Genomic DNA, 20,430 nt, shown 5'->3' on the forward strand with positions numbered 1-20,430 from the left:
GCGGTGACGGAGTGGATCTTCTCCGTCATCGACGCCCTCGGGGCCGTCGGCGTCGGCCTGCTGATCTTCCTGGACAACGTCGTACCGCCGATCCCGTCGGAGGCGATCCTGCCGCTGGCGGGCTACCGGGCGAGCCAGGGCGCATTCTCCGCCGTCGCGCTGTGGGTCGGCGCGACGGTGGGGGCGGTCGCCGGGGCGTACCTGCTGTACGGGCTGGGCCGGTGGCTCGGCTACGACCGGCTCTACGACCTGGCCGGGAAGCGCTGGTTCGTCCTCACCAACCGCCGCGACCTCGAGCGCGGACGCGCGTTGTTCGACCGTCACGGCGGCGCGTTCGTCCTCGGCAGCCGGTGCGTGCCGCTGCTGCGCAGCGTCGTGTCGATCCCGGCCGGGGTGGCGGCGATGCCGCTGGGTCGCTTCACGGTGCTGACGGCGGCCGGGAGCGCGGTGTGGAACGCCCTGCTCATCGGCCTGGGCTGGGCCCTGGCGGAGAACTGGGGCGTGGTCGAGTCGGCGCTCGGGCCGGTGAGCGCGGCGGTGGCGTGCGCGGTCGCACTGCTGCTCGGCGTGCTGGTGTTCCGCAAGGTGCGGAACACCTCGTCGGCATGAGACCGGCCGCGGCTACACTCGGCGCCGGACCCCGCGTGGCGTCCATCCTGCGAACCCCCCCAGGGCCGGAAGGCAGCAAGGGTCAGCGGGCTCTGGCGGGTGCGCGGGGTCCCCTCATGCCCCGGGCACCCCGGCCGGGCGCGCTCGGTCGAGCGGGGTCCCGGACCGTCGGGGCGGGTGGGTAGCCTCGCGGCGTGGCGCTGGCCCTGTACCGCAAGTACCGTCCGGCACGGTTCGCCGACGTCGTCGGGCAGGAGCACGTCACCGAGCCGTTGAGCGTCGCCCTCGAGTCCGGGCGCATCAACCACGCCTACCTGTTCTCCGGGCCCCGCGGCTGCGGGAAGACGTCGAGTGCGCGCATCCTCGCCCGGTCCCTGAACTGCGAGCTGGGGCCCACCCCGAACCCGTGCGGCACCTGCCCGTCCTGCGTGTCGCTCGCTCCCGGCGGGCCGGGGAACATCGACGTCACCGAGCTGGACGCCGCCTCCCACGGCGGTGTCGACGACACCCGCGAGCTGCGGGACCGGGCGTTCTTCGCCCCCGCCGAGTCCCGGTACCGGGTCTTCATCGTCGACGAGGCGCACATGATCACCACGCAGGGCTTCAACGCCCTGCTGAAGATCGTGGAGGAGCCACCGGAGCACCTGGTCTTCGTCTTCGCCACCACGGAGCCGGACAAGGTGCTGCCGACGATCCGCTCGCGCACCCACCACTATCCCTTCCGCCTCATCCCGCCCGGCATCCTGCGCACGCTGCTCGAACGGATCTGCGTGGAGGAGGGCGCCGTCGTCGCCCCGGCCGTCTACCCGCTGGTCATCCGCGCGGGCGGTGGCTCGGCCCGCGACACGCTCTCCGTCCTGGACCAGCTGCTCGCCGGGGCCGGGCCCGAGGGCATCACGTACGAGCGGGCCGTCGCGCTGCTCGGGGTCACGGACGTCGCGCTCATCGACGACACCGTGGACGGCCTGGCCGCGGGCGACCGCGCGGCCGTGTTCGAGGCGGTGGACCGGCTCGTCGAGGCCGGGCACGACCCGCGCCGCTTCGCCTCGGACCTCCTGCAGCGGCTGCGGGACCTCACGCTGCTGCAGGCCGTCCCCGAAGCCGCGAACCGCGGGCTCGTGGACGCGGCGGACGACGAGCTGGAACGCATGGTCGAGCAGGCCGCGCGCCTCGGGCCCGCGACGCTCGCCCGGTACGGCGAGATCGTGCACACCGGGCTCACCGAGATGCGCGGCGCCACGGCGCCGCGCCTGCTGCTCGAACTGCTCTGCGCGCGGATGCTCCTGCCCGCCGCGTCCGACTCGGGTCTGCTGGAGCGCCTCGAACGGATGGAGCGGCGGATCGCGATCGCTCCCGCAGCAGGGGACGGCGGCGTGACCGGCGACGATGCCGCGACGTCCGACGACGAGGCGGCCCGCCGCAGCTTCACCCGCCCGAGCGTGCGCGGGGAGAGCGCCGCGGCGGACGGAACCAGCGGACCCGACGGTCCGCCGGACCGGCAGGAGCCGGCGCCCCGCTCCGACGCCGCCGGACCCGGATCGGTGGGACCGGACCCGACCGGTACGGCCGCGCCGCCGAACCGCCCCGCTTCCGCGCGACCGGGACCCGCCGGTACGCCCACGGCACCGGACCGATCCGCGGCCGCACCACCGGATGCGGCCGGCGCAGCCGCTCCGCCGAGCCGGCGGGCGTCCGCGCCGCCGGCGGGATCCGGCACCGCCACCCGCCCGCGGCAGGCCGGCACACCCCGGTCGGACCGGCCCACCACCCCCGCCGCTTCGTCGCAGCCGGGACACGCCGACGCGGACCCCACACCCCGCGAGCAGGCCGGCCCGCCGCCGTCGTCCACCTCCACCGATCCCGTGCCCACCCCGACCGGGCTGGACGCCGCGGCCGTCCGCCGCGTCTGGCCGGAGATCCTCGCCACAGCCAAGCAGCACAGCCGCAGCACGGAGGCGATGCTGGTCAACGCCACCGTGCGCGCCGTGGACGGGGACGTGCTCGTCCTGCACATCGGGGCACCGTCGCTCGCCCGGCGGTTGGCGGAGCAACGCAATGCGGAGATCGTCACCCAGGCCCTGCACGCCGTGCTGGGGGTGCGCTGGCGGATCCGCTGCGAGTCCGGTGAGGCACCGTCTGCGGGCCGGGCCGCGGCGCCACGCCCCGAGCCGCCTGCCCACCGGCCGCCGCCGCGGCAACGCGCCGTCGTCGACGACGAGCCCCTGCCGCCGGAGCCCCCTCCGGAGGACGCGCCGCCCGACGACGAGGAGTCGATGATCGCCGAGGCGGCCGCGGACGCCGGGGAGGCCCCACCCCGCCGCGACCCGGAGGAGGTCGCGATCGAGCTGCTCACCGCACAGCTCGGCGCCCGCACGATCGACCGCGGCTGAGCCTCGCACGCCAGACGGCCGCCCCGACCGGCCGCCCCGACGCACGGAAGGCAGCGTTCTCCGTGCACCCGCTGGAGGAGCGATGACCCAGGCGTCGACGCCCGCCGCCCCGCGCTCGGCTGCCCCGGACCAGGTCGGCTTCACCGCCCGCCCCCGGCTGCGCTGGTTCTCGGTGCGCCTGCTGCTGCAGACGGCCCGCGAGGCGGTGGTCTCGCAGGTGTTCGGCAACTTCGTGGACCGCCGCGAGCTGCAGGCCAGCACCCCGGTCGACCCGGACGAGCTGATCGTCGACCTGTCGCGGCGCGACGAGCTGTGGATCGACTACGTGTCGGACATCGGCGACGGGTTCAACGCGGCCGCCGCGGTGGCGGGCCTCGTCGGGCGGACGGAGCCGCTGGCCCTGGGGACCGCGCGGATCGAGCCCTCGGAGCTGCTGGTGTTCGGCGGTGACGAGGCGTATCCGACAGGGTCCAAGGAGGACTACACGGACCGGCTCGTCGGGCCCTACCGCGCGATGCTGCCGTGGTCGGCGGAGCCGGACCGTCGCGAGTGCGCCGCCCCCGGACCGCCGCGGCAGGTTCTCGCCGTGCCCGGCAACCACGACTGGTACGACGGCCTGGTCAGCTTCATCAAGCTGTTCTGTCAACGCGACCGCTGGATCGGCGGCTGGCGCACCCGCCAGCGGCGCAGCTACTTCGCGGTGAAGCTGCCGCAGCGGTGGTGGCTGTGGGCGATCGACATCCAGCTGGACGCCGACGTCGACGAGCCGCAGCTGGAGTTCTTCCGCACGGTCGCCGGGGAGCTCTCCCCCGACGACGGCGTGATCCTCTGCTGGGCCAAGCCGTCCTGGGTGGCGGCGGGGCCGCGCAATCCGGAGGTGTACGCGCAGATCGAGTACGTGCAGCGGGAGATCCTCGCCCCGACGGGCGCGCGGGTACGGATCTCGCTGTCCGGCGACACCCACCACTACGCGCGCTACGAGCAGCCGGAGTCCGGGGAGCAGAAGATCACCGCCGGCGGCGGCGGCGCGTACCTGTCGGGGACGCACAACCTGCCGACGGAGCTGGAGCTGCCCCCGCAGCAGATGATGGACCCGGCCAAGAGCGAGCCGGAACGCTTCACCCGGTGCACCGTCTTCCCCGAGCACACCGGCCGGCTGGCCTGGAACGTGCTCTGGCGCATCTACGGCAACAAGACCTTCTTCCTGGTCACGGCGGTGGCCTACCTGCTGCTCGCCCTGGTCCTCGACGCCGGCTGGACGGCGCTCACCCCCGAGCCGGGGCGCGAGGCCGTGCTGCCGCTCGTGCTCACGACGGTCGTCATGACCGGGCTCTTCGCCCTGCTGTACGCGTTCGCGGGCGATTCCCGCCGCCGTCCCGTTCCCCGGATCGCGGCGGCGTCGCTGCATCTCACGCTGCACGTGGTCGCCGTCGGCGCGGTCGTGCGGTTCGCCCGCTTCCACTCCGAGATCCTCGCCGGGTACGAGCCGGAACAGATCGCGGTGGTCACGCTCGCCACCGTCGCCTGCGTGACGCTCGTGGTCGGCGCGATCGGGGTCCTGGACGACTACCCGTCGCGCTCGTGGGGCTTCCCGCTGCGGGGCCGGCGGCGGCGCAGCGTGCTGGCGGCGCGCGTCGTCGCCGGTCTGGTGTCGATCGCCGCGATCGCCGCCTGGGTGACGACGGTGCCCTACCTGGACGCAGGCATCACCGACGGAGAGTTCCTCGCGGTCACCTCGTTCGGCGCCGGGGTGCTCGTCGGACCGCTCGTGGTGGCGGCGTACCTGCTGGTCGCGGGCGGCACGCGTTGGGACGTCAACACCAACGAGCTGTTCTCCGCTCAGGCCATCGAGGACCACAAGTCGTTCCTCGCCCTGCACGTCACCGCGGCCGGGGTGGCGGTGCACGCCGTCGCGGTGGACCGCGTGCCCCGACGCTGGCGGTTCGTCGCGGGACGGCCGTTCGGGCCGTGGTTCGTCCCGGTGGGCGGTCCGGTCCCGGCCCGGCTGCTCGAGCGGTTCGTCGTCTCCCGACTCCCCCCGGCCGCGCGGGACTAGACTCGCCCGGGCGTTTTCCACCGTCCCGGTCGAAGGGGTCCCATGCCCGTCGAGCACTTCCTCACGGGGATCCCGCCTCTCCTGGTGTACGTCACGGTCGGGCTCGTCATCGGCCTGGAGAGCCTCGGAATCCCCTTGCCGGGGGAGATCGTGCTGGTCACGGCGTCGCTGCTGGCCGCTCAGCCGGGGCTGGACATCTCCCCGGTCGGCGTCGCGATCGGTGCGACCACGGGCGCGATCGTCGGCGACTCCATCGGCTACGCCATCGGCTACCGCTACGGCACGCCGCTGTTCGAGCGGCTCGCCAGGCGGTTCCCGAAGCACTTCGGGCCGGTCCAGGTGATGTTCGCGGAGCGGGTGTTCCGCAAGTACGGCGTGTACGCGGTGTTCTTCGGCCGGTTCGTCGCGATCCTGCGGATCCTCGCCGGACCACTCGCCGGCGCCCTGGGGATGCAGTACCGGAAGTTCCTGGTCGCGAACGTCCTCGGCGGCATCGCGTGGGCGTGCGGGACGACGGCGGCGATCTACTGGCTCGGCGTCGTCGCCGAGGTCTGGCTGAAGCGGTTCTCGTGGATCGCGCTGCTGGTCGCCGTCGGCACCGGGCTCGGGATCGGCTACGCCGTCAAGCGCAAGACCGAGCGACTGGCGCGGCGCTACGCCGAGGAGGCGGCAGCTGAGAAGGCCGCCGCCGAGCAGCGGGTCGAGGACGAACCCGCGGAGGGTCCGGCCACCGCCCGCTGACGCCCGCGCGACTACTCTGGGCTGCCGAGCCGTCGACGCGAGGAGTGCAGGTGCAACCCGGTCAGCCCGACATGCAGATGATCATGCAGCAGGCCCAGCAGCTGCAGCAGCAGATGCTGGCGGCGCAGCAGGAACTGATGAACGCCGAGGTCACCGGCCAGGCAGGTAACGGGCTCGTGCAGGTGACGATGACGGCATCCGGCGAGCTGCGCAGCGTCCGGATCGACCCGCAGGTCGTCGACCCCGAGGACGTCGACACCCTGCAGGACCTCGTCTTCGGCGCCTTCCAGGACGCCTCCCGCCTCGCCAAGGAGCGCCAGACCGCCGCGATGGGGCCGCTCGCCGGTGCGCTCGGGGGCGGCATGGGCGGGCTCGGCCTGCCCGGCATGTGAGCCCGAGGTGTTCGAGGGGCCCGTCCAGGACCTGATCGAGGAGCTCGGCAGGCTGCCCGGCGTCGGGCCCAAGAGCGCCCAGCGCATCGCCTTCCACCTGCTCGGCGCGGAGCCCGCTGACGTGCAGCGGCTCATGGACGTCCTGGCCAAGGTCCGGCAGGGCGTCCGGTTCTGCGAGGTGTGCGGCAACGTCGCCGAGCGCGAGCGGTGCCGCTACTGCGCGGACGCCCGCCGCGACCCCACGATCGTCTGCGTCGTCGAGGAGCCGAAGGACGTCCTCGCCGTGGAGCGCACCCGGGAGTTCAAGGGCCGGTACCACGTGTTGGGCGGCGCGCTGGACCCCCTGTCCGGCATCGGCCCGGACGCCCTGCGGATCCGCGAGCTGCTCGCCCGCCTCGGCGGCACCGGCCCCGCAGCCGACGAGACCGAGATCGCCGAGGTCATCATCGCCACGGACCCCAACACCGAGGGTGAGGCCACCGCCACCTACCTCGTGCGGCTCCTGCGGGACTTCCCCGGGCTCACCGTCACCCGCCCCGCGTCGGGCCTGCCCATGGGCGGCGACCTCGAGTTCGCCGACGAGCTGACGCTCGGGCGGGCGCTGTCGGGTCGCCGGGCGATCTGACGGTCGCGCGGCGCCTCGGCCTGGACCCACCGGTGGCCTGGGCCCCGCCGAACCCGAACCCTGCGAAGCGCGACGACCGGTCCGGACGACCAGCTCGGGAGCACCACCCGGGCGCGCCTACCGGCGACAAGGCGCGGTGGATCCTGACTCAGCGCAGGATCGCTTCCTGCCGGGTCGGCTCCCCGCGACCTTCCCGCCGCTGCTCCCACCGCCGGCGCCGCTGCGCCGCGTCGAACCGCCGCCGGTGCTCGTGCATCCGGTCCACCACGGCCGTGACGACGGCCATGCCCACGAGCAGCACGAGCCCTCCGACGAGGTACATCATCAGGTCCATCACGCCACCTCCGTCTGCGTACCGGGCTCACGGACGGCGGTGCCTGCGGGATCAGAAGGATCTTGCTGTGCGCAGCGGGCCCGACCACCCCGCGACCGGTCGGGCCCGCTGCACGCCTCTCACCAGCGCGTTCCCGCGCGCCGCTGCTCGGCCCGCCGGCGCCGCTCCGCCGCGATGGCGCGCCACCGGTACTCGAGCGACCGGTCGACGATGGCCATGACCACCGCAACCCCGGCGAGTACCCCGAGCCCCCCGGCCAGGACGATCACCAGGTACATGCCCTCACCTCCTCGGATGCGCAGCGGGCGATCCCCGGCGGGACACCGCCTCCTCGCCCGGGACGCCCTCCAGCCGCCGGTACGCCTCCTGCTGGGCGCGTCCTTCGATCACGCCGATGAGGGTGCAGAGCGCCACCAGCGCGAGCACCCCCAGCACCACGACGACCACGCTCATCGGTGACCCCCTTGCGTGATGCACATCATTTTATCAATGCACTTGTGCTGTGCAAGTGCATTCGCTCGCCGTTCGTCGCCGAGCCAGCTCACACCCTCAGTACGACCCGACCCCTTGCTGCTGTGACATCGGGATGACATCGGGGGATATCCCCCCTGACGGGCGACGACCCGGTCGATAGAGTTGTGTGATGCCCGGAGACCGCAGCAACACGCCCGCCAACACGATCACCGTAGGTAACGATCACGGGCTGGTTTTCGACTCTCGCGTGTGTCCCCAACGCCGAACCTGATTGCCATGGTCGATCGTTTGCAGCACATCGCTTGCTGCCTGCAGTTGCATCACGACGTTGCGTCGGAGATGCCGTCGAGGGGGACGACATGAATCCGCCGAGCCGATCGGCGAGCCGCGCGCGGCTCGGCCGGGAACTCCGCAAGTACCGCACCGACGCAGGGCTGCTCATCGAGGACGCCGCGAAGGCGTTGGACTGCTCGCTGAGCAAGGTCAGTCGCCTGGAGACGGGCAAGGGCATCCCGCGCCATCGCGACGTGCGCGACCTACTGGATCTCTACAAGATCTTCGACGAGAAGACGCGGCAGAAGGTCCTCGAGCTCGCCGCCGACGGCCAGGGTGACGAGTGGTGGGCGGACTACCGCGACGTCGTACGCAGCGACATGTTCGCCGACCACCTGCTCCGCTACGTCGAACTGGAGCAGGAGGCCCTCTCGCTGCGCTGGTTCGAGTCGGAGATCTTCCCCGGCCTGTTCCAGTCCGAGACCTACATCGGCGCGGTCGCGGACTGGTTCTTCCCCGCGCACACCGACGAGGAACGCGAGCGGTTCGTCGCGTTCCGCCTGCGGCGCCAGGAGATCCTGCGCACCGCAACGGGCCGCACCTACGAGGTCGTGCTGAGCGAGGCGGCGCTGCTGCGCCCGGTCGGGAACGCGCACGTCATGCGCGTGCAGGCCGAGTGGCTGCACGAGGCCCTGCAGAAGGATCTCGCCCACGTCGAGTTCCGCATCCTTCCGGTCACGGTTCCCTCCGCCGCCGCCATCGGAGGGCCCTTCATCGTCATGCGGTTCGCCGAGGAGCACGGGGACTGCGTCTACTTCGAGGGCCGGGAGAACGCCGAGTACCTCTCGGGCGAGGACACGCTCGAGGAGTACGATCGCAAGTTCGAGCTCATGCTGACCGACACGCTGGACCGGTCCGAATCCGTCGAGCGGCTCGCGCGCGCCGCCGAGGACTGGCACCGTGCGGAGACCGGCCCCTGACGCCCGGCGGTCGAGCACGTGAGCCGGTCGCCGTTGGATAACGATCCGGTCGGCTGTTTAGACTTCTTCCCCGGTGTCTCGCGACGAGGGGGATCGAGTGCTGGTACGGCGCGACGACGGGGAACCACGGTTCGTGACGAGTTCCTATTCGCAAGGCTCCGGAGCATGCGTGGCCGTGGCACGGACGGGAGGGGACCGGGTGTCGGTGCGCCACAGCCGCGACGAGTCGCTCGTCCTCGAGTTCACCACCGCCGAGTGGAACGCCTTCCTCGCCGGGGTGAGGGCAGGCGAGTTCGACCTCAGCTGACCGCTCACCGCCCCCGCCACACCGGCGCCCGCCGCTCCCGCGCCGCCGTCGCACCCTCCGCCGCGTCCTCGGTGGCGGCGGCGACCCGGCGCATCGTCTCCCCGAACCGGATCGCGTCGACCGGCCCCATCGCGGGACCGCGGACGGCCATCTCCTTCGTCGCCCGCTGCGCGAGCGGCGCCGCCTTCGTCAGGCGCCCGGCGAGCGCGCGGGCCTCGTCCATCAGCGACTCGTGCGGCACCACGCGCCCGGCGAGCCCGATCTCCGCGGCGCGGGCCGCGTCGATCCGCTCGCCGGTCAGCAGCAGCTCCATCGCGTGGTGCCAGCCGATCCGCTGCGGCAGCCGCAGCGCGCCGACGATCGTCGGGATCCCCACCGTCACCTCGGGGAAGGCGAAGCTCGCCCGTTCGGACGCGATCACGAAGTCGCACCACGTGAGGAGCGTCAGGCCGTAGCCGAGGCAGTAGCCGTTGACGGCGGCGATCACCGGTTTGAAGATCTCCCAGCCGCTCTCGAACGAGTTGACGGTGGGGCGCTCCCAGAACGAGCCGGGGAAGTCGCCCGCGGGGTTGCCGGTCTCCGACCGCAGGTCCGCGCCCGCGCAGAACGCGCGTCCGGAGCCGGTGACGATCGCGACCCACGCATCGTCGTCGCCGCGGAAGCGGTCGAACGCCGCGTTGATGTCGCGGCGCATCGCCCCGTCGATGGCGTTGAGCCTGTCCGGACGTCGGTAGGTGATGGTGGCGACGTGGTCGTCGAGCGCATAGTCCACGAGGCCCGCGGGGTCGGTCATCGCGGCAGGCTAACTGTCGTGATCGAGCGCGAGAGGGACGTCAGGGTCCTGGAACGGCGCCACGACGACTCTCCTGTGCCTCTCGCGCGGCGGTGCGGACCTCAGGACGACCGCGCCGCCCGCGCCAACGCCCCCGCCCGGGCCGCGGCACCCCGCACGCCACGTTCGAGCTCCCAGCGCCGCGAGCTGAACTCCGCGCGCGCCACCGCGACCCCGACGGCCGCCGTGACCTCGCCGTCCAGGCCCAGCACGGGAGCGGCGACCCCGGCGCGGCCGGCCTGGAACTCGTCGACCTCGACGGCGACGCCCGCGGACCGCACGCGCATCAGTTCGCGGTCCAGCGCCCGCCGCTCGACGACGGTGCGGGGGGCGAGCTTGGACAGCTCGGTGCGGGCGAGCAGCTCGGCGAGCCGGGCGGGGCGCAGCCCGGCGAGCATGACCTTGCCGCCCGCCGTGGCGTGCGGCGCGGTGGGCTCACCGATGCGCAAGGACTCGGGACGGGGGTGATCCGCGCAATCCGCGACGTCGGCGACCACGATCTCGACGTCGCGGAACACCGCGTAGTAGGCGGCCGCGCCGAGGCTCGTGTGCATCTCGTGCAGCACCCGCCGCACCTCCGGTGGGGGCGCCACCTGGGAGGCGAGGCTGCGGTGCAGGTCTGCGATGCGGTAGCCGAGGCCGTAACCGCGCACGTCGTGGAGGCGGACGAGGTAGCCCTCCTCGACGAGGGTGCCGAGCGTCCGGTAGGCCGTCGGCAACGGGCAGCCGAGACGCCGCGCGATGGCCTTCGCGGTGACGCCGTCCCCGGCCGCGGCGACGGCCTCGACGACGCGCAGAGCACGGGTCACCGAGGATCCGCCCCCGGACACCGCCGCGTCGCCGCTCACGCGATCAGTGTCCGGCCGCGACGGCGGTGGCGCACTCCACCGATCGGACGGCCGCCCCGCACGCGTACTCGCATCGGTCACGGCCGGGAGGATAGGTGGTGTGCAGGTCACCCCCCTTACCCGCGAACGGCTCGCGGAGGAGATCTCGCGGGCCGTGACGGCGCGGCCGGGGCGGCTGCGGGTCGCGGTCGACGGGGCGCCGCCGACGGGTCCGGAGGACCTGGCCGCGGACGTCGTGCGACGGCTCCCGGTGCTGGGACGGCCCGCGCTCCTGGTGCGCGCGGGCGACTTCCTGCGGCCCGCGTCGGTACGCCTGGAGTACGGACGCACGGACGCGGACGCGCTGCTCGACCTCGCGCTGGACACCGCGGCGCTGCGCCGGGAGGTGCTGGACCCGATGCCCGGATCGGGACGGGTGCTGCCGCGGCTCTGGGACGCCGCGGCGGACCGTTCCTTTCGGGACGCTTACGTCGCTCTCGGCGACGGTGGGGTCGTGATCGTGGCGGGCGGGCTCCTGCTGGGTCGGGGCCTGCCGTTCGAGCTGACGGTGCACCTGCAGATGTCGGCCGCGGCGTTGGAGCGCCACACGTCCGCGGAGCAGCGCTGGACGCTCGCCGCGTACGCGCGCTACGAGCGGGAGAACGATCCGTCCAGGGCCGACGTGCTGGTGCGGGCCGACCATCCGCAACGGCCGGCAATGGTGCATTGACCTGGGAAAAGAAAGGCGGCCAGCCCGGGCCGCCGAGTAGTGTGGGCGAGGAGGGAGTTGAACCCTCACGTCCTTACGGACACACGGACCTGAACCGTGCGCGTCTGCCATTCCGCCACTCGCCCTGGCGTGGAGCACGCTAGCACGGAGCTCGCGCGCCCCCGTCGGGCGGGGCCGGACGGGGGCCGGGAGGCTCGGCGAAGACCTTGCGCGACCGTTCGGAGACCCGTCCCGACCCGGACGGGCGACGGGGCACTCACGACGGTGGCTACCACAGATACGATCGGTCCCGTCAGCAACACGCCGGGCGGCTGGGAGGATGATCGGGTGGGTCGTGTCGGAAGATTCGAACGCCGTCTCCAGGGGATGGTGGGCGACGCTTCCGCGCGGGTCTTCGGGGGTGGCGTCGTTCCCCAAGAGATACGACAGGCGCTGCTCAGGGAAGCCGAGGACAACGTCAGGGAGCAGCCGGGCGGGTACCGTCTCGTACCGAACAGCTACACCGTGCTGCTCAGCCCGTCCGACTCCGATCGTGCGGCCGGTGACCCGGAGCTCAACGAGTACCAACTCACCCGCTTCGTCACCCAACATCTCACCGACCAGGGCTGGGACACCTACGGTGAGGTCGTAGTCTTTCTGGAGCGCTCCGATGCGCTGCACACGGGACAGTTCCGCACCCGCTCGGCCGTGGATCCCGACGCTTCCCGTCGGGACACCACCCGAGCACGCGACGCAGGAGAAGCACCGATGAGCCAGCAACCCGGCCACCCCGAGGAGAACGGGCAGTACGGCTACGACCGTGGCGCCCCCTACGGGCAGCAGCAAACGTACGCCCCGCCTGCCGGGTACGAGCAGGGCGGTGATCAACGCGACGCCTATGGCCAGCAGGGCGGCCACGGCGGCCAGCAGGGCGGGTACGACCAGTACGGGCAGCAGCAAGGCGGCTACCCGCAGCAGGGCGGCTACGGCGGCCAGCAGGGCGGGTACGACCAGTACGGGCAGCAGCAAGGCGGCTACCCGCAGCAGGGCGGCTACGCCGGCCAGCAGGGGTACGACCAGCAGGGGTACGGCCAGCAGGGCTACGAGCAGCAGGGCTACGAGCAGCAGGGCTACGAGCAGCAGGGGTACGAGCAGCAGGGGTACGGCCAGCAGCAGGGCGGCCAGCCCCAGGGCTACGAGCAGGGTTACGGCCAGCAGCCCGGCTACGGCGGCCAGCAGGGCGGCGGCTACGGCGGCCAGCCCCAGGGCTACGAGCAGGGTTACGGCCAGCAGCCCGGCTACGGCGGCCAGCCCCAGGGCTACGAGCAGGGCTACGGCCAGCAGGGGTACGGGCAGCAGCAGGGCTACGACCAGGGCTACGGCCAGCAGGGCTACGACCAGGGCTACGGCCAGCAGCAGGGCTGGGGCGGCGGCTACCCGCAGCAGCTCACGGCCACCATCAGCCTGGACGACGGCTCGGGCCGCAGCTTCCAGCTCACCGAGGGCACGCACGTCATCGGCCGTGGCCAGGACTCGTCGTTCCGGCTGCCGGACACGGGTGTGTCGCGCCGTCACATCGAGATCAGCTGGGACGGCCAGACGGCCACGCTGTCGGACCTGGGTTCCACGAACGGCACCACGGTGAACGGCAGCCCGGTGCAGACGTGGCAGCTCTCGGACGGAGACGTGATCCGCGTCGGCCACTCGAGCCTGGTCTTCCGCACCCAGGCCTGATCGCCGGGCCGGATCGGGACGTGCGGTAGACACGTCAACGTCGACGAAGCGGTTCGCAGAAATGGAGTTCGCCGCGCGTGGCGGAGGTGGTGTTGCAGCTCACCAGGGCGGGCTTCCTGGCCCTCCTCTGGCTGTTCGTGCTGTTTGCGCTCCGGGTGGTGCGCTCGGACCTGTACGCGGCGGCGGGTCTGCGGGCCGCGTTGCCGGGCCGGTCGGAGCGCCGCGGCCGGGGCAAGCTCCCGCGCCAGCTGATCGTCACGCACGGCGCGTTGGCGGGGACACGGGTCTCCCTGGACTCCCGGCCGATCCTGATCGGGCGGGCCGACGACTCGACGCTCGTGCTGGACGACGACTACGCATCGACGCGGCACGCCCGGATCTCGCAGCAGGGTGACGACTGGTATGTCGAGGATCTCGGGTCGACCAACGGCACCTACCTGGACCGGGCTAAGGTCACCGGACCTACCCGCGTTCCCCTGGGCGTCCCGGTCCGCATCGGCAAGACCGTGATCGAGCTGCGGTCATGACGGTCATGAGGCGGCCGGCCGTTCCGGCACCGACGGCGTTCGGAGTCCCCCGATGACCCTCGTCCTGCGCTACTCGGCCCGCAGCGACCGCGGGCTCGTCCGGCAGAACAACCAGGACGCCGTCTACGCCGGGCCCCGGTTGCTCGCGCTCGCCGACGGCATGGGCGGGCACGCGGCGGGCGAGGTGGCGTCGTCGCTGGTCATCTCGGCGCTGGCCCCGCTCGACGACGACACCCCGGGCGACGACCTGCTGGCCGAGCTGCACACCGCCACGGTGCAGGGCAACGCGGCGATCACGCAGCACGTGGCCGACGCGCCGGACCTCGAGGGCATGGGCACCACCCTCACGGCGATCCTGTTCGCGGGCACGCGCCTGGGGCTCGTGCACGTCGGGGACTCGCGGGCCTACATGCTGCGCGAGGGCGCCCTGACGCAGATCACGAAGGACGACACGTTCGTCCAGTCCCTGATCGACGAGGGCCGGATCAGCGAGGACGAGGCACACAACCACCCCCAGCGGTCGCTGCTGCTGCGGGCGATCACGGGCGGCGAGATCGACCCGTCCCTGACGATCCGCGAGGCCCGGGCGGGCGACCGGTACCTGCTGTGCTCGGACGGCCTGTCGGGCGTCGTGAGCGACGAGACGCTGCGCGACACGCTGAGCTCGTACGCCGATCCCCGGGCGTGCGCGGACCGGATGATCGAGCTCGCGCTGCGCGGCGGCGGCCCGGACAACATCACCTGCATCGTCGCGGACGTCGTGGACGTCGAGTTCGGCGAGGACGACCCGATCGTCGGAGGCGCGGCGGGAGACGGCCGCGAGGAGGTCCGTCCGGACTCGGCCGCGGCGCGGGCGTCGGCGACCACGATGCCGCACCGGGTGGAACCGGCGCGCACGCCAGCCCCCGCGGCGTCGGCCGAGCGGCCGCCGTCACGGATGCGGCTGCTGCTCGCCATGGCGGCGGTGCTCACGGTGCTGGTCGGTGGCGCGGTCGCCGCCCGGCTGTGGGTGGACCAGCAGTACTTCGTGGCCGCGCACCAGGAGCAGGTGGCGATCTTCCAGGGCGTGCAGGGCGAGGTGCCGCTGCTCGGCCCGCTGAACAGCGTGGCGGAGGAGACCGGCATCAAGCTGGTGGACCTGCCGGAGAGCGCGCGCAGCCAGGTGCAGGAGGGCATCCTGACCGCCGGCGGGCTGCCCGCGGCGCAGGCGACGGTCGAGCGGCTGCGCCAGCAGCTGCTGCCGCCGTGCCAGATGGCGGCGCCGGTCCCCGCTCCCGATCCCGCGGTACCCGGCGCACCCGCGCCGACCCCCGAGGTGCCGGTTCCGGCGCCCGCGGACCCTCCCCTGCCCACGCTGATGCCTGAGCCGGGGACGACCTGTCGGCCGGTGAGCTGATGGCCAACCCCGACGTACGACCCAGCGTCGCCCGGCTCGAGCCGGCGCCGCTGCCGACCGGACGCAACATCGAGCTGACGCTGCTGGCGTTCGCCGCGGTGATCGTCACGGGCGCCCTGGTGCTCGTCGAGATCAACACCGCCGGCGGCACGGAGCCGGCACGGGCGATCACGTCGCTGATCTACATCGGGGTCGCGTACCTGGCGCTGCTCGTCGTGGCGCACCTCGCGGTGCGGAAGTGGGCGCCGTACGCCGACCCGCTGATCCTGCCGTGCGTCGCCCTGCTCAACGGGCTGGGCCTGGTGATGATCCACCGGCTGGACCTCGCCGCGCAGGAGCGGGCCATCCTGCTGGGCAACGACATCCCGACGACGCTGGTCACCCGCCAGATCGCCTGGACCGCGGTGGGGCTCGCGCTCTTCGTCGGGGTGCTCTACCTGGTGCGCGACCACCGCACGCTCGCGCGCTACTCGTACACGGCCGGGTTCGTCGGGCTGATCCTGCTGGCGCTGCCCGGCCTGCTGCCGGACGCGATCTCGGAGATCAACGGGGCCAAGATCTGGCTGCGCGTCGGGCCCTTCTCCATCCAGCCGGGCGAGTTCGCGAAGATCCTCATGATCGTGTTCTTCGCGGGGTTCCTCACCCAGAAGGGGGAGCTCTTCCGCACGGCGGGTCGCCGCTTCCTCGGCATGGAGTTCCCCCGCGCCCGCGACCTCGCGCCGCTGCTGCTCATCTGGGGTCTCTCGATCGTCGTGCTGGTGCTGGAACGCGACCTCGGCTCGTCGCTGCTGTTCTTCGGCATCGTGCTGGTGATGATCTACATCGCGACCGAGCGGGTGTCGTGGGTGGTCATCGGCCTGTCGTTCTTCGTGGGCGGCGCGGTCATCGCCTACAACCTCTTCAGCCACGTCCAGGCCCGCGTGCAGGTCTGGCTGGATCCCTTCTCGGACTACGACCGCGCGGGTTACCAGATCGCGCAGGCCCTCTTCGGGCTGGGCACCGGCGGAGTCGGCGGCACCGGGCTCGGCGCCGGGCGCCCGGACCTCGTGCCGTTCGCCGCGACGGACTTCATCCTGTCCTCCCTCGGTGAGGAGCTCGGGCTCATCGGGCTCGCCGCGATCCTCGTCGTCTACCTGGTGCTCATCACCCGCGGGCTGCGCAGTGCCGTCGCCGTGCGCGACAGCTTCGGCAAGCTGCTCGCGAGCGGGCTGGCGTTCACGATCGCCCTGCAGATCTTCGTGGTCGTCGGCGGGTCGTCCAAGCTGATCCCGCTCACGGGGCTCACGCTGCCGTTCCTGTCCTACGGAGGATCCTCGCTGGTCGCGAACTACGCGCTGATCGCACTGCTGCTGCGGATCTCCAACGCCGCACGTGCCCCGCTGCCGGCCCGCGCCGCCCCGCCGCGCGCGCCGATCGCCGAGGCCGGCACCGAGCTCGTGGAGCGCCCGAAATGAATGCCCCCGTCCGCCGCGTCGCCCTCGCCGTCATGGCGATGATCGTCCTGCTCATGGCCAACCTGACCTACGTGCAGGTGGTGCAGGCGGGCGAGCTGCGCAGCAACCCGCGCAACCAGCGGGTCCTCTTCGCCGAGTACACCCGCGACCGCGGGCAGATCAGCGCGGGCGGGCGGGTGCTCGCGGAGAGCGTCGAGGTGGGCGACCGCACGTTCGAGCGCCGCTATCCCGACGGCGAGGTGTACGCCCCCGTCACCGGGTACTTCTCCCCCACCTACGGCTCCAGCGGCATCGAGCGCGCTGCCACGGACATCCTCAACGGCAGCGACGACAAGCTGTTCGCCCGGCGCCTGTCGGACCTGCTCACCGGTCGCGACCCGCGCGGCGGCAACGTCGTGCTCACGATCGACCCGGCGATGCAGCAGGCCGCCTACGATGCGCTCACCCGTGTGGACTACGCGGGTGCGGTCGTCGCGCTGCGGCCGCAGACCGGCGAGATCCTCGCGATGGTCTCCACCCCGTCGTTCGACCCGCAGGAGCTCGCGGGCACCCGCGTCGGGCAGCAGCAGGCCGCGTGGGCCCGGTTCAACGACGCGGACCCGCCGGTGCTGGTCAACCGGACGATCCAGGAGACCTACCCGCCGGGATCGACGTTCAAGGTCGTCACCAGCGCGGCGGCGCTGTCCACCGGGTTCACCCCGCAGTCACAGCTCACGGCCGCGTCCTCGATCACCCTCACCGGCACGCGCACGGACCTGCAGAACTTCGCCGGCACGCCCTGCGGGACCGGACGCACCGCATCCCTCGCCGACGCGCTCGCCCGCTCCTGCAACACGGCGTTCGCCGAGCTCGCCGGCCAGCTCGGCGAGGAGACGCTGCGCCGCCAGGCCGACGCGTTCGGCGTCGACCCGGACACCCGCATCGGCGTCCCGATGACCGTCGTCCCGTCCACGCTGGGCGACATCCCGGACACCGCGGCGCTGCAGCAGTCCGGCATCGGGCAGCGCGACGTCCGGCTCACGCCGATGCAGAACGCCATGATCGCCGCGGCCGTCGCGAACGGCGGCCAGATGATGCGGCCGTACCTGATCAAGGAGGTCCAGACCTCGGACCTCGAGGTCGTGGACACCACCCAGCCGGACCGGCTCGGGCAGGCGATCGACCCGGCCGTCGCGCGGACGCTGACCGAGATGATGATCGGCGCCGAGAACCGCACCCAGGGCAGCAAGATCCCCGGCGTGCAGCTCGCCGCGAAGACGGGCACCGCCGAGCACGGCGTCGACCCCAAGACCACACCGCCGCACAACTGGTACATCGCCTTCGGGCCCGCCCAGAACCCGCAGATCGCGGTCGCGGTCCTCGTCGAGAACGGCGGCGACCGCAACCTGGAGGCCACCGGTGGCTCCCGGGCCGCTCCGATCGGCCGCGCCGTCATCGCCGCCGGCCTGCGGGGCAACCCGTGACCGAGCCTGCGGGCCCATCCGAGGCGGCGACCCCGGTCACCGCCGACGGGCGCGTCGAGGTGTTCCCGTGACGATCCTCGCGGCCGGGCAGCTCATCGCACACCGCTACGAGCTGACGAACCGGATCGCGATCGGGGGGATGGGTGAGGTCTGGGAGGCCTGCGACACCCGCCTCGGCCGCGCGGTCGCCGTCAAGATCCTGCGTCCCGAGCTGTCCGGCGACGACGAGTTCCGCCACCGCTTCCGCATCGAGGCCCAGACGGTCGCGTCGCTGGACCACGTCGGGATCGCGCACGTCCACGACTACGGCGAGGAGATCGACGGCCCGCGCCGTACGGCCTACCTCGTGATGGAGCTCGTCCGCGGCGAGCCGCTGTCCACCATCGTCGCCCGCGGCCCCCTGCCCCCCGAGGACACCCTGCGCGTCGTCGAGCAGGCCGCGTGGGCCCTGCACGCCGCCCACGAGCGCGGCTTCGTCCACCGCGACGTCAAGCCGGGCAACATCCTCGTCGGCGAGGACGGCCGGGTGAAGCTCACGGACTTCGGCATCGCGAAGGCCGCCAACGCCGCCCCCGTCACCCGCTCGGGCATGGTGATGGGCACCGCCCACTACATCGCGCCCGAGCAGGCCACCGGAGGCGAGGCCGGACCCACGGGGGACGTCTACTCGCTCGGCATCGTCACCTACGAGTGCCTGGCCGGACACCGCCCGTTCCGCGGCGAGAGTGCCGTGGACGTCGCCGCGATGCAGGTGCGCGACGCGCCGCCGCCGCTGCCGCCCGCGATCCCGGCGAACGTGCGTGCGCTGGTGGACGCGGTGCTGGTCAAGGATCCGGCGCAGCGCTACCGCTCCGGCCGGGAGTTCGCCGAGGCCGTGGCGGCCGTCCGGCGGGGGGAGCCCGCGCCGCGGCCGTCGGGGGTGTTCGACGTCGTCGCCCGGGGGGCGGGTGCGGGCGGTGGGCGACGCAGGCGGCGCCGGTCGCGGACCGCGGACGAGCCGGCCGCCCCCGGGACGCCGCCGCGGTCGCCACAGCTCGGTTCGCCCGTGCAGCCGCCCGCCGAGCCGCAGGTGCTCGGCCGGGCGCCGGCGCCTCCCGGGCTGGAGGGGGCGCCCTCGGGCGGCGGGCGACCGTCCGCGGCCCGGCCGTCGACGGACTCCGGCACGCACCGCACCGTCGAGCCGGGCGCCCGTTCCGGCTCGTATCCGGCGAGCGGCTCCGGTGGCCACCGGGCCGCGGAGCCGTCCCCGGGCCTCGACGCCCGTCCCGCCGCGGACTCCCGGGCCACCCACTCCCGCGCGACGGGGACCGGGGCGCATCGCGCCGCCGTGGAGCACCGGCTCGACGATCCGTCCGGGCAGCACGCCCGGCACGCCGCCGCGTCCCCGTTGCCCGACTCCCCCTCCGGAGCCCACCGCGCAGCACTCCCACCCGACGCCGCGCAGGGCGGGCCGCACCGCCCGGCGGAGGCCTCGGGCTCCTACGACATCGCGCAACCCGCGCATCCGACCGTGCGCAGCCCGCGGCCGCAGGATCGCTCCGGCCGCCGCGACCTCGTCACCGTCCGCACCCCACCGCCGGAGGGCCGCCGGGCCCGTACCGCGCGTGGCGCTCCGCTGGAGAACCGCTCGCGATCCAGCGTGGGACGGGTCTTCCTGCTGATCCTGTTCGTCCTGCTGACGCTGGCCGCGGTCGTCGTGGGCGGGCTGATCCTGCTGGGCGGGCTGGACCGCGACGGGGTGTTCGCGGCGAACGCCACATCGAACCATCCTGCGACGGCGGCCGTGACGGGTAGCGTGACGAGCCGGGAGGGTCTCCTCGCCGGACGGGCGGCCGACGGCGCACCGTTCGTCGCGGTCAGCGCGAGGAGGGACGTCCGGTGAGCGGTCCGAACCGGCACTCCAGCGCTTGCACCGGCGCGGGACCACGCCATCGGGCGATGTCGCCCGGCAAGATGAGGAGAACTGCGCCAACCGGCAGAACGATCGGGACCAGACCACGATGACCACGCCGCGACTGTTGTCCGAGCGCTACGAGCTGGGCGAGACGCTCGGCTACGGAGGCATGTCCGAGGTCCACCGCGGTTTCGACACGCGGCTGGGCCGCGACGTCGCGGTCAAGGTGCTGCGGGCCGACCTGGCGCGCGACCCGCAGTTCCAGATGCGGTTCCGCCGCGAGGCCCAGAACGCCGCCGCGCTCAACCACCCCGCGATCGTCGCCGTCTACGACACCGGGGAGATCCCCAGCGAGTACGGCCCGCTGCCCTACATCGTCATGGAGTACGTGGACGGGCAGACGCTGCGCGAGA

At 73.1% G+C, this 20,430-nt stretch carries 20 protein-coding genes, 1 tRNA gene, 1 other RNA gene and 1 pseudogene; 17 read left to right on the top strand and 6 right to left on the bottom strand.

Annotation, left to right across the window (positions count from 1 at the left end):
- Nucleotides 1-3: 3 nt before the first annotated feature.
- The 7 genes from AB7J25_RS19625 (at nt 4) to recR (ending at nt 6,813) form a co-directional block, all read left to right on the top strand.
- Nucleotides 4-609, top strand: a complete 606-nt coding sequence (locus AB7J25_RS19625; RefSeq protein ID WP_428511032.1) for a DedA family protein — start codon at nt 4-6, stop codon at nt 607-609.
- A gap of 23 nt (nt 610-632) precedes the next feature.
- An RNA gene (gene ffs / locus AB7J25_RS19630) (signal recognition particle sRNA small type) lies at nt 633-727 on the top strand.
- A 76-nt stretch (nt 728-803) separates the two neighbouring features.
- Nucleotides 804-2,999 (top strand): DNA polymerase III subunit gamma and tau, encoded by a 2,196-nt coding sequence (locus AB7J25_RS19635; RefSeq protein WP_428511033.1) that lies wholly within the window; start codon nt 804-806, stop codon nt 2,997-2,999.
- 82 nt (nt 3,000-3,081) lie between these two features.
- Nucleotides 3,082-5,055 carry a hypothetical protein gene (locus tag AB7J25_RS19640; protein WP_428511034.1) on the top strand — a complete coding sequence of 658 codons (1,974 nt, stop codon included), beginning with the start codon at nt 3,082-3,084 and terminating at the stop codon, nt 5,053-5,055.
- 42 nt (nt 5,056-5,097) lie between these two features.
- The gene (locus AB7J25_RS19645; protein WP_428511035.1) at nt 5,098-5,796 is read left to right on the top strand and encodes a DedA family protein; all 699 of its coding nucleotides are present in this window, start codon (nt 5,098-5,100) and stop codon (nt 5,794-5,796) included.
- A gap of 71 nt (nt 5,797-5,867) precedes the next feature.
- Complete coding sequence (locus tag AB7J25_RS19650; RefSeq protein WP_428511051.1) at nt 5,868-6,188, top strand: YbaB/EbfC family nucleoid-associated protein; 321 nt, start codon at nt 5,868-5,870, stop codon at nt 6,186-6,188.
- 7 nt (nt 6,189-6,195) lie between these two features.
- Nucleotides 6,196-6,813: a recombination mediator RecR gene (gene recR, locus AB7J25_RS19655; protein WP_428511036.1), complete on the top strand. Its 618-nt coding sequence runs from the start codon at nt 6,196-6,198 to the stop codon at nt 6,811-6,813.
- 148 nt (nt 6,814-6,961) lie between these two features.
- On the opposite strand, the gene AB7J25_RS19660 is transcribed toward recR, so the two are convergent.
- The 3 genes from AB7J25_RS19660 to AB7J25_RS19670 all read right to left on the bottom strand — a co-directional run bounded on the left by AB7J25_RS19660 (nt 6,962) and on the right by AB7J25_RS19670 (nt 7,600).
- A complete protein-coding gene (locus AB7J25_RS19660; protein ID WP_428511037.1) occupies nt 6,962-7,147 on the bottom strand; it encodes a hypothetical protein in 186 nt (61 codons plus the stop codon).
- Nucleotides 7,148-7,266: 119 nt separating this feature from the next.
- Nucleotides 7,267-7,425 carry a hypothetical protein gene (locus AB7J25_RS19665; protein WP_428511038.1) on the bottom strand — a complete coding sequence of 53 codons (159 nt, stop codon included), beginning with the start codon at nt 7,423-7,425 and terminating at the stop codon, nt 7,267-7,269.
- A gap of 4 nt (nt 7,426-7,429) precedes the next feature.
- The gene (locus AB7J25_RS19670; RefSeq protein WP_428511039.1) at nt 7,430-7,600 is read right to left on the bottom strand and encodes a hypothetical protein; all 171 of its coding nucleotides are present in this window, start codon (nt 7,598-7,600) and stop codon (nt 7,430-7,432) included.
- Between the two features lie 380 nt (nt 7,601-7,980).
- On the opposite strand from AB7J25_RS19670, the gene AB7J25_RS19675 reads away from it, so the two are divergent.
- Entirely contained in the window at nt 7,981-8,874 is an 894-nt protein-coding gene (locus AB7J25_RS19675) for a helix-turn-helix domain-containing protein (protein WP_428511040.1), read from the top strand.
- 133 nt (nt 8,875-9,007) lie between these two features.
- Nucleotides 9,008-9,181, top strand: coding sequence for a DUF397 domain-containing protein (locus tag AB7J25_RS19680; protein WP_428511041.1), 174 nt, complete (start codon nt 9,008-9,010; stop codon nt 9,179-9,181).
- Nucleotides 9,182-9,185: 4 nt separating this feature from the next.
- Here AB7J25_RS19680 and AB7J25_RS19685 read toward each other — a convergent pair whose 3' ends face one another.
- The gene (locus AB7J25_RS19685) at nt 9,186-9,974 is read right to left on the bottom strand and encodes an enoyl-CoA hydratase/isomerase family protein (RefSeq protein ID WP_428511042.1); all 789 of its coding nucleotides are present in this window, start codon (nt 9,972-9,974) and stop codon (nt 9,186-9,188) included.
- A gap of 101 nt (nt 9,975-10,075) precedes the next feature.
- A complete protein-coding gene (locus AB7J25_RS19690; RefSeq protein ID WP_428511043.1) occupies nt 10,076-10,861 on the bottom strand; it encodes an IclR family transcriptional regulator in 786 nt (261 codons plus the stop codon).
- 100 nt (nt 10,862-10,961) lie between these two features.
- Between AB7J25_RS19690 and AB7J25_RS19695 the strand changes: the two genes are divergently transcribed.
- The gene (locus tag AB7J25_RS19695) at nt 10,962-11,570 is read left to right on the top strand and encodes a uridine kinase (RefSeq protein WP_428511044.1); all 609 of its coding nucleotides are present in this window, start codon (nt 10,962-10,964) and stop codon (nt 11,568-11,570) included.
- Nucleotides 11,571-11,612: 42 nt separating this feature from the next.
- Here the strand turns inward: AB7J25_RS19695 and AB7J25_RS19700 are convergent.
- A tRNA-Leu gene (locus tag AB7J25_RS19700) sits at nt 11,613-11,695 on the bottom strand.
- 202 nt (nt 11,696-11,897) lie between these two features.
- Between AB7J25_RS19700 and AB7J25_RS19705 the strand changes: the two genes are divergently transcribed.
- The 7 genes and pseudogenes from AB7J25_RS19705 to AB7J25_RS19735 form a co-directional block, all read left to right on the top strand.
- Nucleotides 11,898-13,283, top strand: coding sequence for a DUF3662 and FHA domain-containing protein (locus AB7J25_RS19705; protein WP_428511045.1), 1,386 nt, complete (start codon nt 11,898-11,900; stop codon nt 13,281-13,283).
- Between the two features lie 77 nt (nt 13,284-13,360).
- On the top strand, nt 13,361-13,810 hold the full coding sequence (locus tag AB7J25_RS19710) for an FHA domain-containing protein FhaB/FipA (protein ID WP_428511046.1): 450 nt from the start codon (nt 13,361-13,363) through the stop codon (nt 13,808-13,810).
- 52 nt (nt 13,811-13,862) lie between these two features.
- Nucleotides 13,863-15,206: a PP2C family protein-serine/threonine phosphatase gene (locus AB7J25_RS19715; protein WP_428511047.1), complete on the top strand. Its 1,344-nt coding sequence runs from the start codon at nt 13,863-13,865 to the stop codon at nt 15,204-15,206.
- Nucleotides 15,206-16,660: an FtsW/RodA/SpoVE family cell cycle protein gene (locus AB7J25_RS19720; protein WP_428511048.1), complete on the top strand. Its 1,455-nt coding sequence runs from the start codon at nt 15,206-15,208 to the stop codon at nt 16,658-16,660. The genes AB7J25_RS19715 and AB7J25_RS19720 overlap by 1 nt, the downstream gene beginning before the upstream one ends.
- Entirely contained in the window at nt 16,657-18,123 is a 1,467-nt protein-coding gene (locus tag AB7J25_RS19725) for a peptidoglycan D,D-transpeptidase FtsI family protein (RefSeq protein ID WP_428511049.1), read from the top strand. Before AB7J25_RS19720 ends, AB7J25_RS19725 begins: the two co-directional genes overlap by 4 nt.
- Nucleotides 18,124-18,196: 73 nt before the next feature.
- A pseudogene (locus tag AB7J25_RS19730) lies at nt 18,197-19,255 on the top strand (serine/threonine-protein kinase); the annotation flags it as partial.
- Nucleotides 19,256-20,123: 868 nt separating this feature from the next.
- Nucleotides 20,124-20,430, top strand: a 307-nt coding sequence (locus AB7J25_RS19735) for a protein kinase domain-containing protein (RefSeq protein ID WP_428511050.1), incomplete at its 3' end; no start/stop codon positions are given.

The sequence above is a fragment of the Pseudonocardia sp. genome, from assembly GCF_050246655.1.
Classification (GTDB): Bacteria; Actinomycetota; Actinomycetes; order Mycobacteriales; family Pseudonocardiaceae; genus Pseudonocardia.

What these genes read in the sequence shown, in the direction of transcription:
- AB7J25_RS19725 (WP_428511049.1), top strand. Translation starts at nt 16,657, where the DNA reads ATGAATGCCCCCGTCCGCCGCGTCGCCCTCGCCGTCATGGCGATGATC.
- AB7J25_RS19675 (WP_428511040.1), top strand. Translation starts at nt 7,981, where the DNA reads ATGAATCCGCCGAGCCGATCGGCGAGCCGCGCGCGGCTCGGCCGGGAA.
- AB7J25_RS19665 (WP_428511038.1), bottom strand. Translation starts at nt 7,425, where the DNA reads ATGTACCTGGTGATCGTCCTGGCCGGGGGGCTCGGGGTACTCGCCGGG.
- AB7J25_RS19650 (WP_428511051.1), top strand. Translation starts at nt 5,868, where the DNA reads ATGCAGATGATCATGCAGCAGGCCCAGCAGCTGCAGCAGCAGATGCTG.
- AB7J25_RS19685 (WP_428511042.1), bottom strand. Translation starts at nt 9,974, where the DNA reads ATGACCGACCCCGCGGGCCTCGTGGACTATGCGCTCGACGACCACGTC.
- AB7J25_RS19660 (WP_428511037.1), bottom strand. Translation starts at nt 7,147, where the DNA reads ATGGACCTGATGATGTACCTCGTCGGAGGGCTCGTGCTGCTCGTGGGC.
- AB7J25_RS19715 (WP_428511047.1), top strand. Translation starts at nt 13,863, where the DNA reads ATGACCCTCGTCCTGCGCTACTCGGCCCGCAGCGACCGCGGGCTCGTC.
- AB7J25_RS19640 (WP_428511034.1), top strand. Translation starts at nt 3,082, where the DNA reads ATGACCCAGGCGTCGACGCCCGCCGCCCCGCGCTCGGCTGCCCCGGAC.
- AB7J25_RS19720 (WP_428511048.1), top strand. Translation starts at nt 15,206, where the DNA reads ATGGCCAACCCCGACGTACGACCCAGCGTCGCCCGGCTCGAGCCGGCG.
- AB7J25_RS19645 (WP_428511035.1), top strand. Translation starts at nt 5,098, where the DNA reads ATGCCCGTCGAGCACTTCCTCACGGGGATCCCGCCTCTCCTGGTGTAC.
- AB7J25_RS19670 (WP_428511039.1), bottom strand. Translation starts at nt 7,600, where the DNA reads ATGAGCGTGGTCGTCGTGGTGCTGGGGGTGCTCGCGCTGGTGGCGCTC.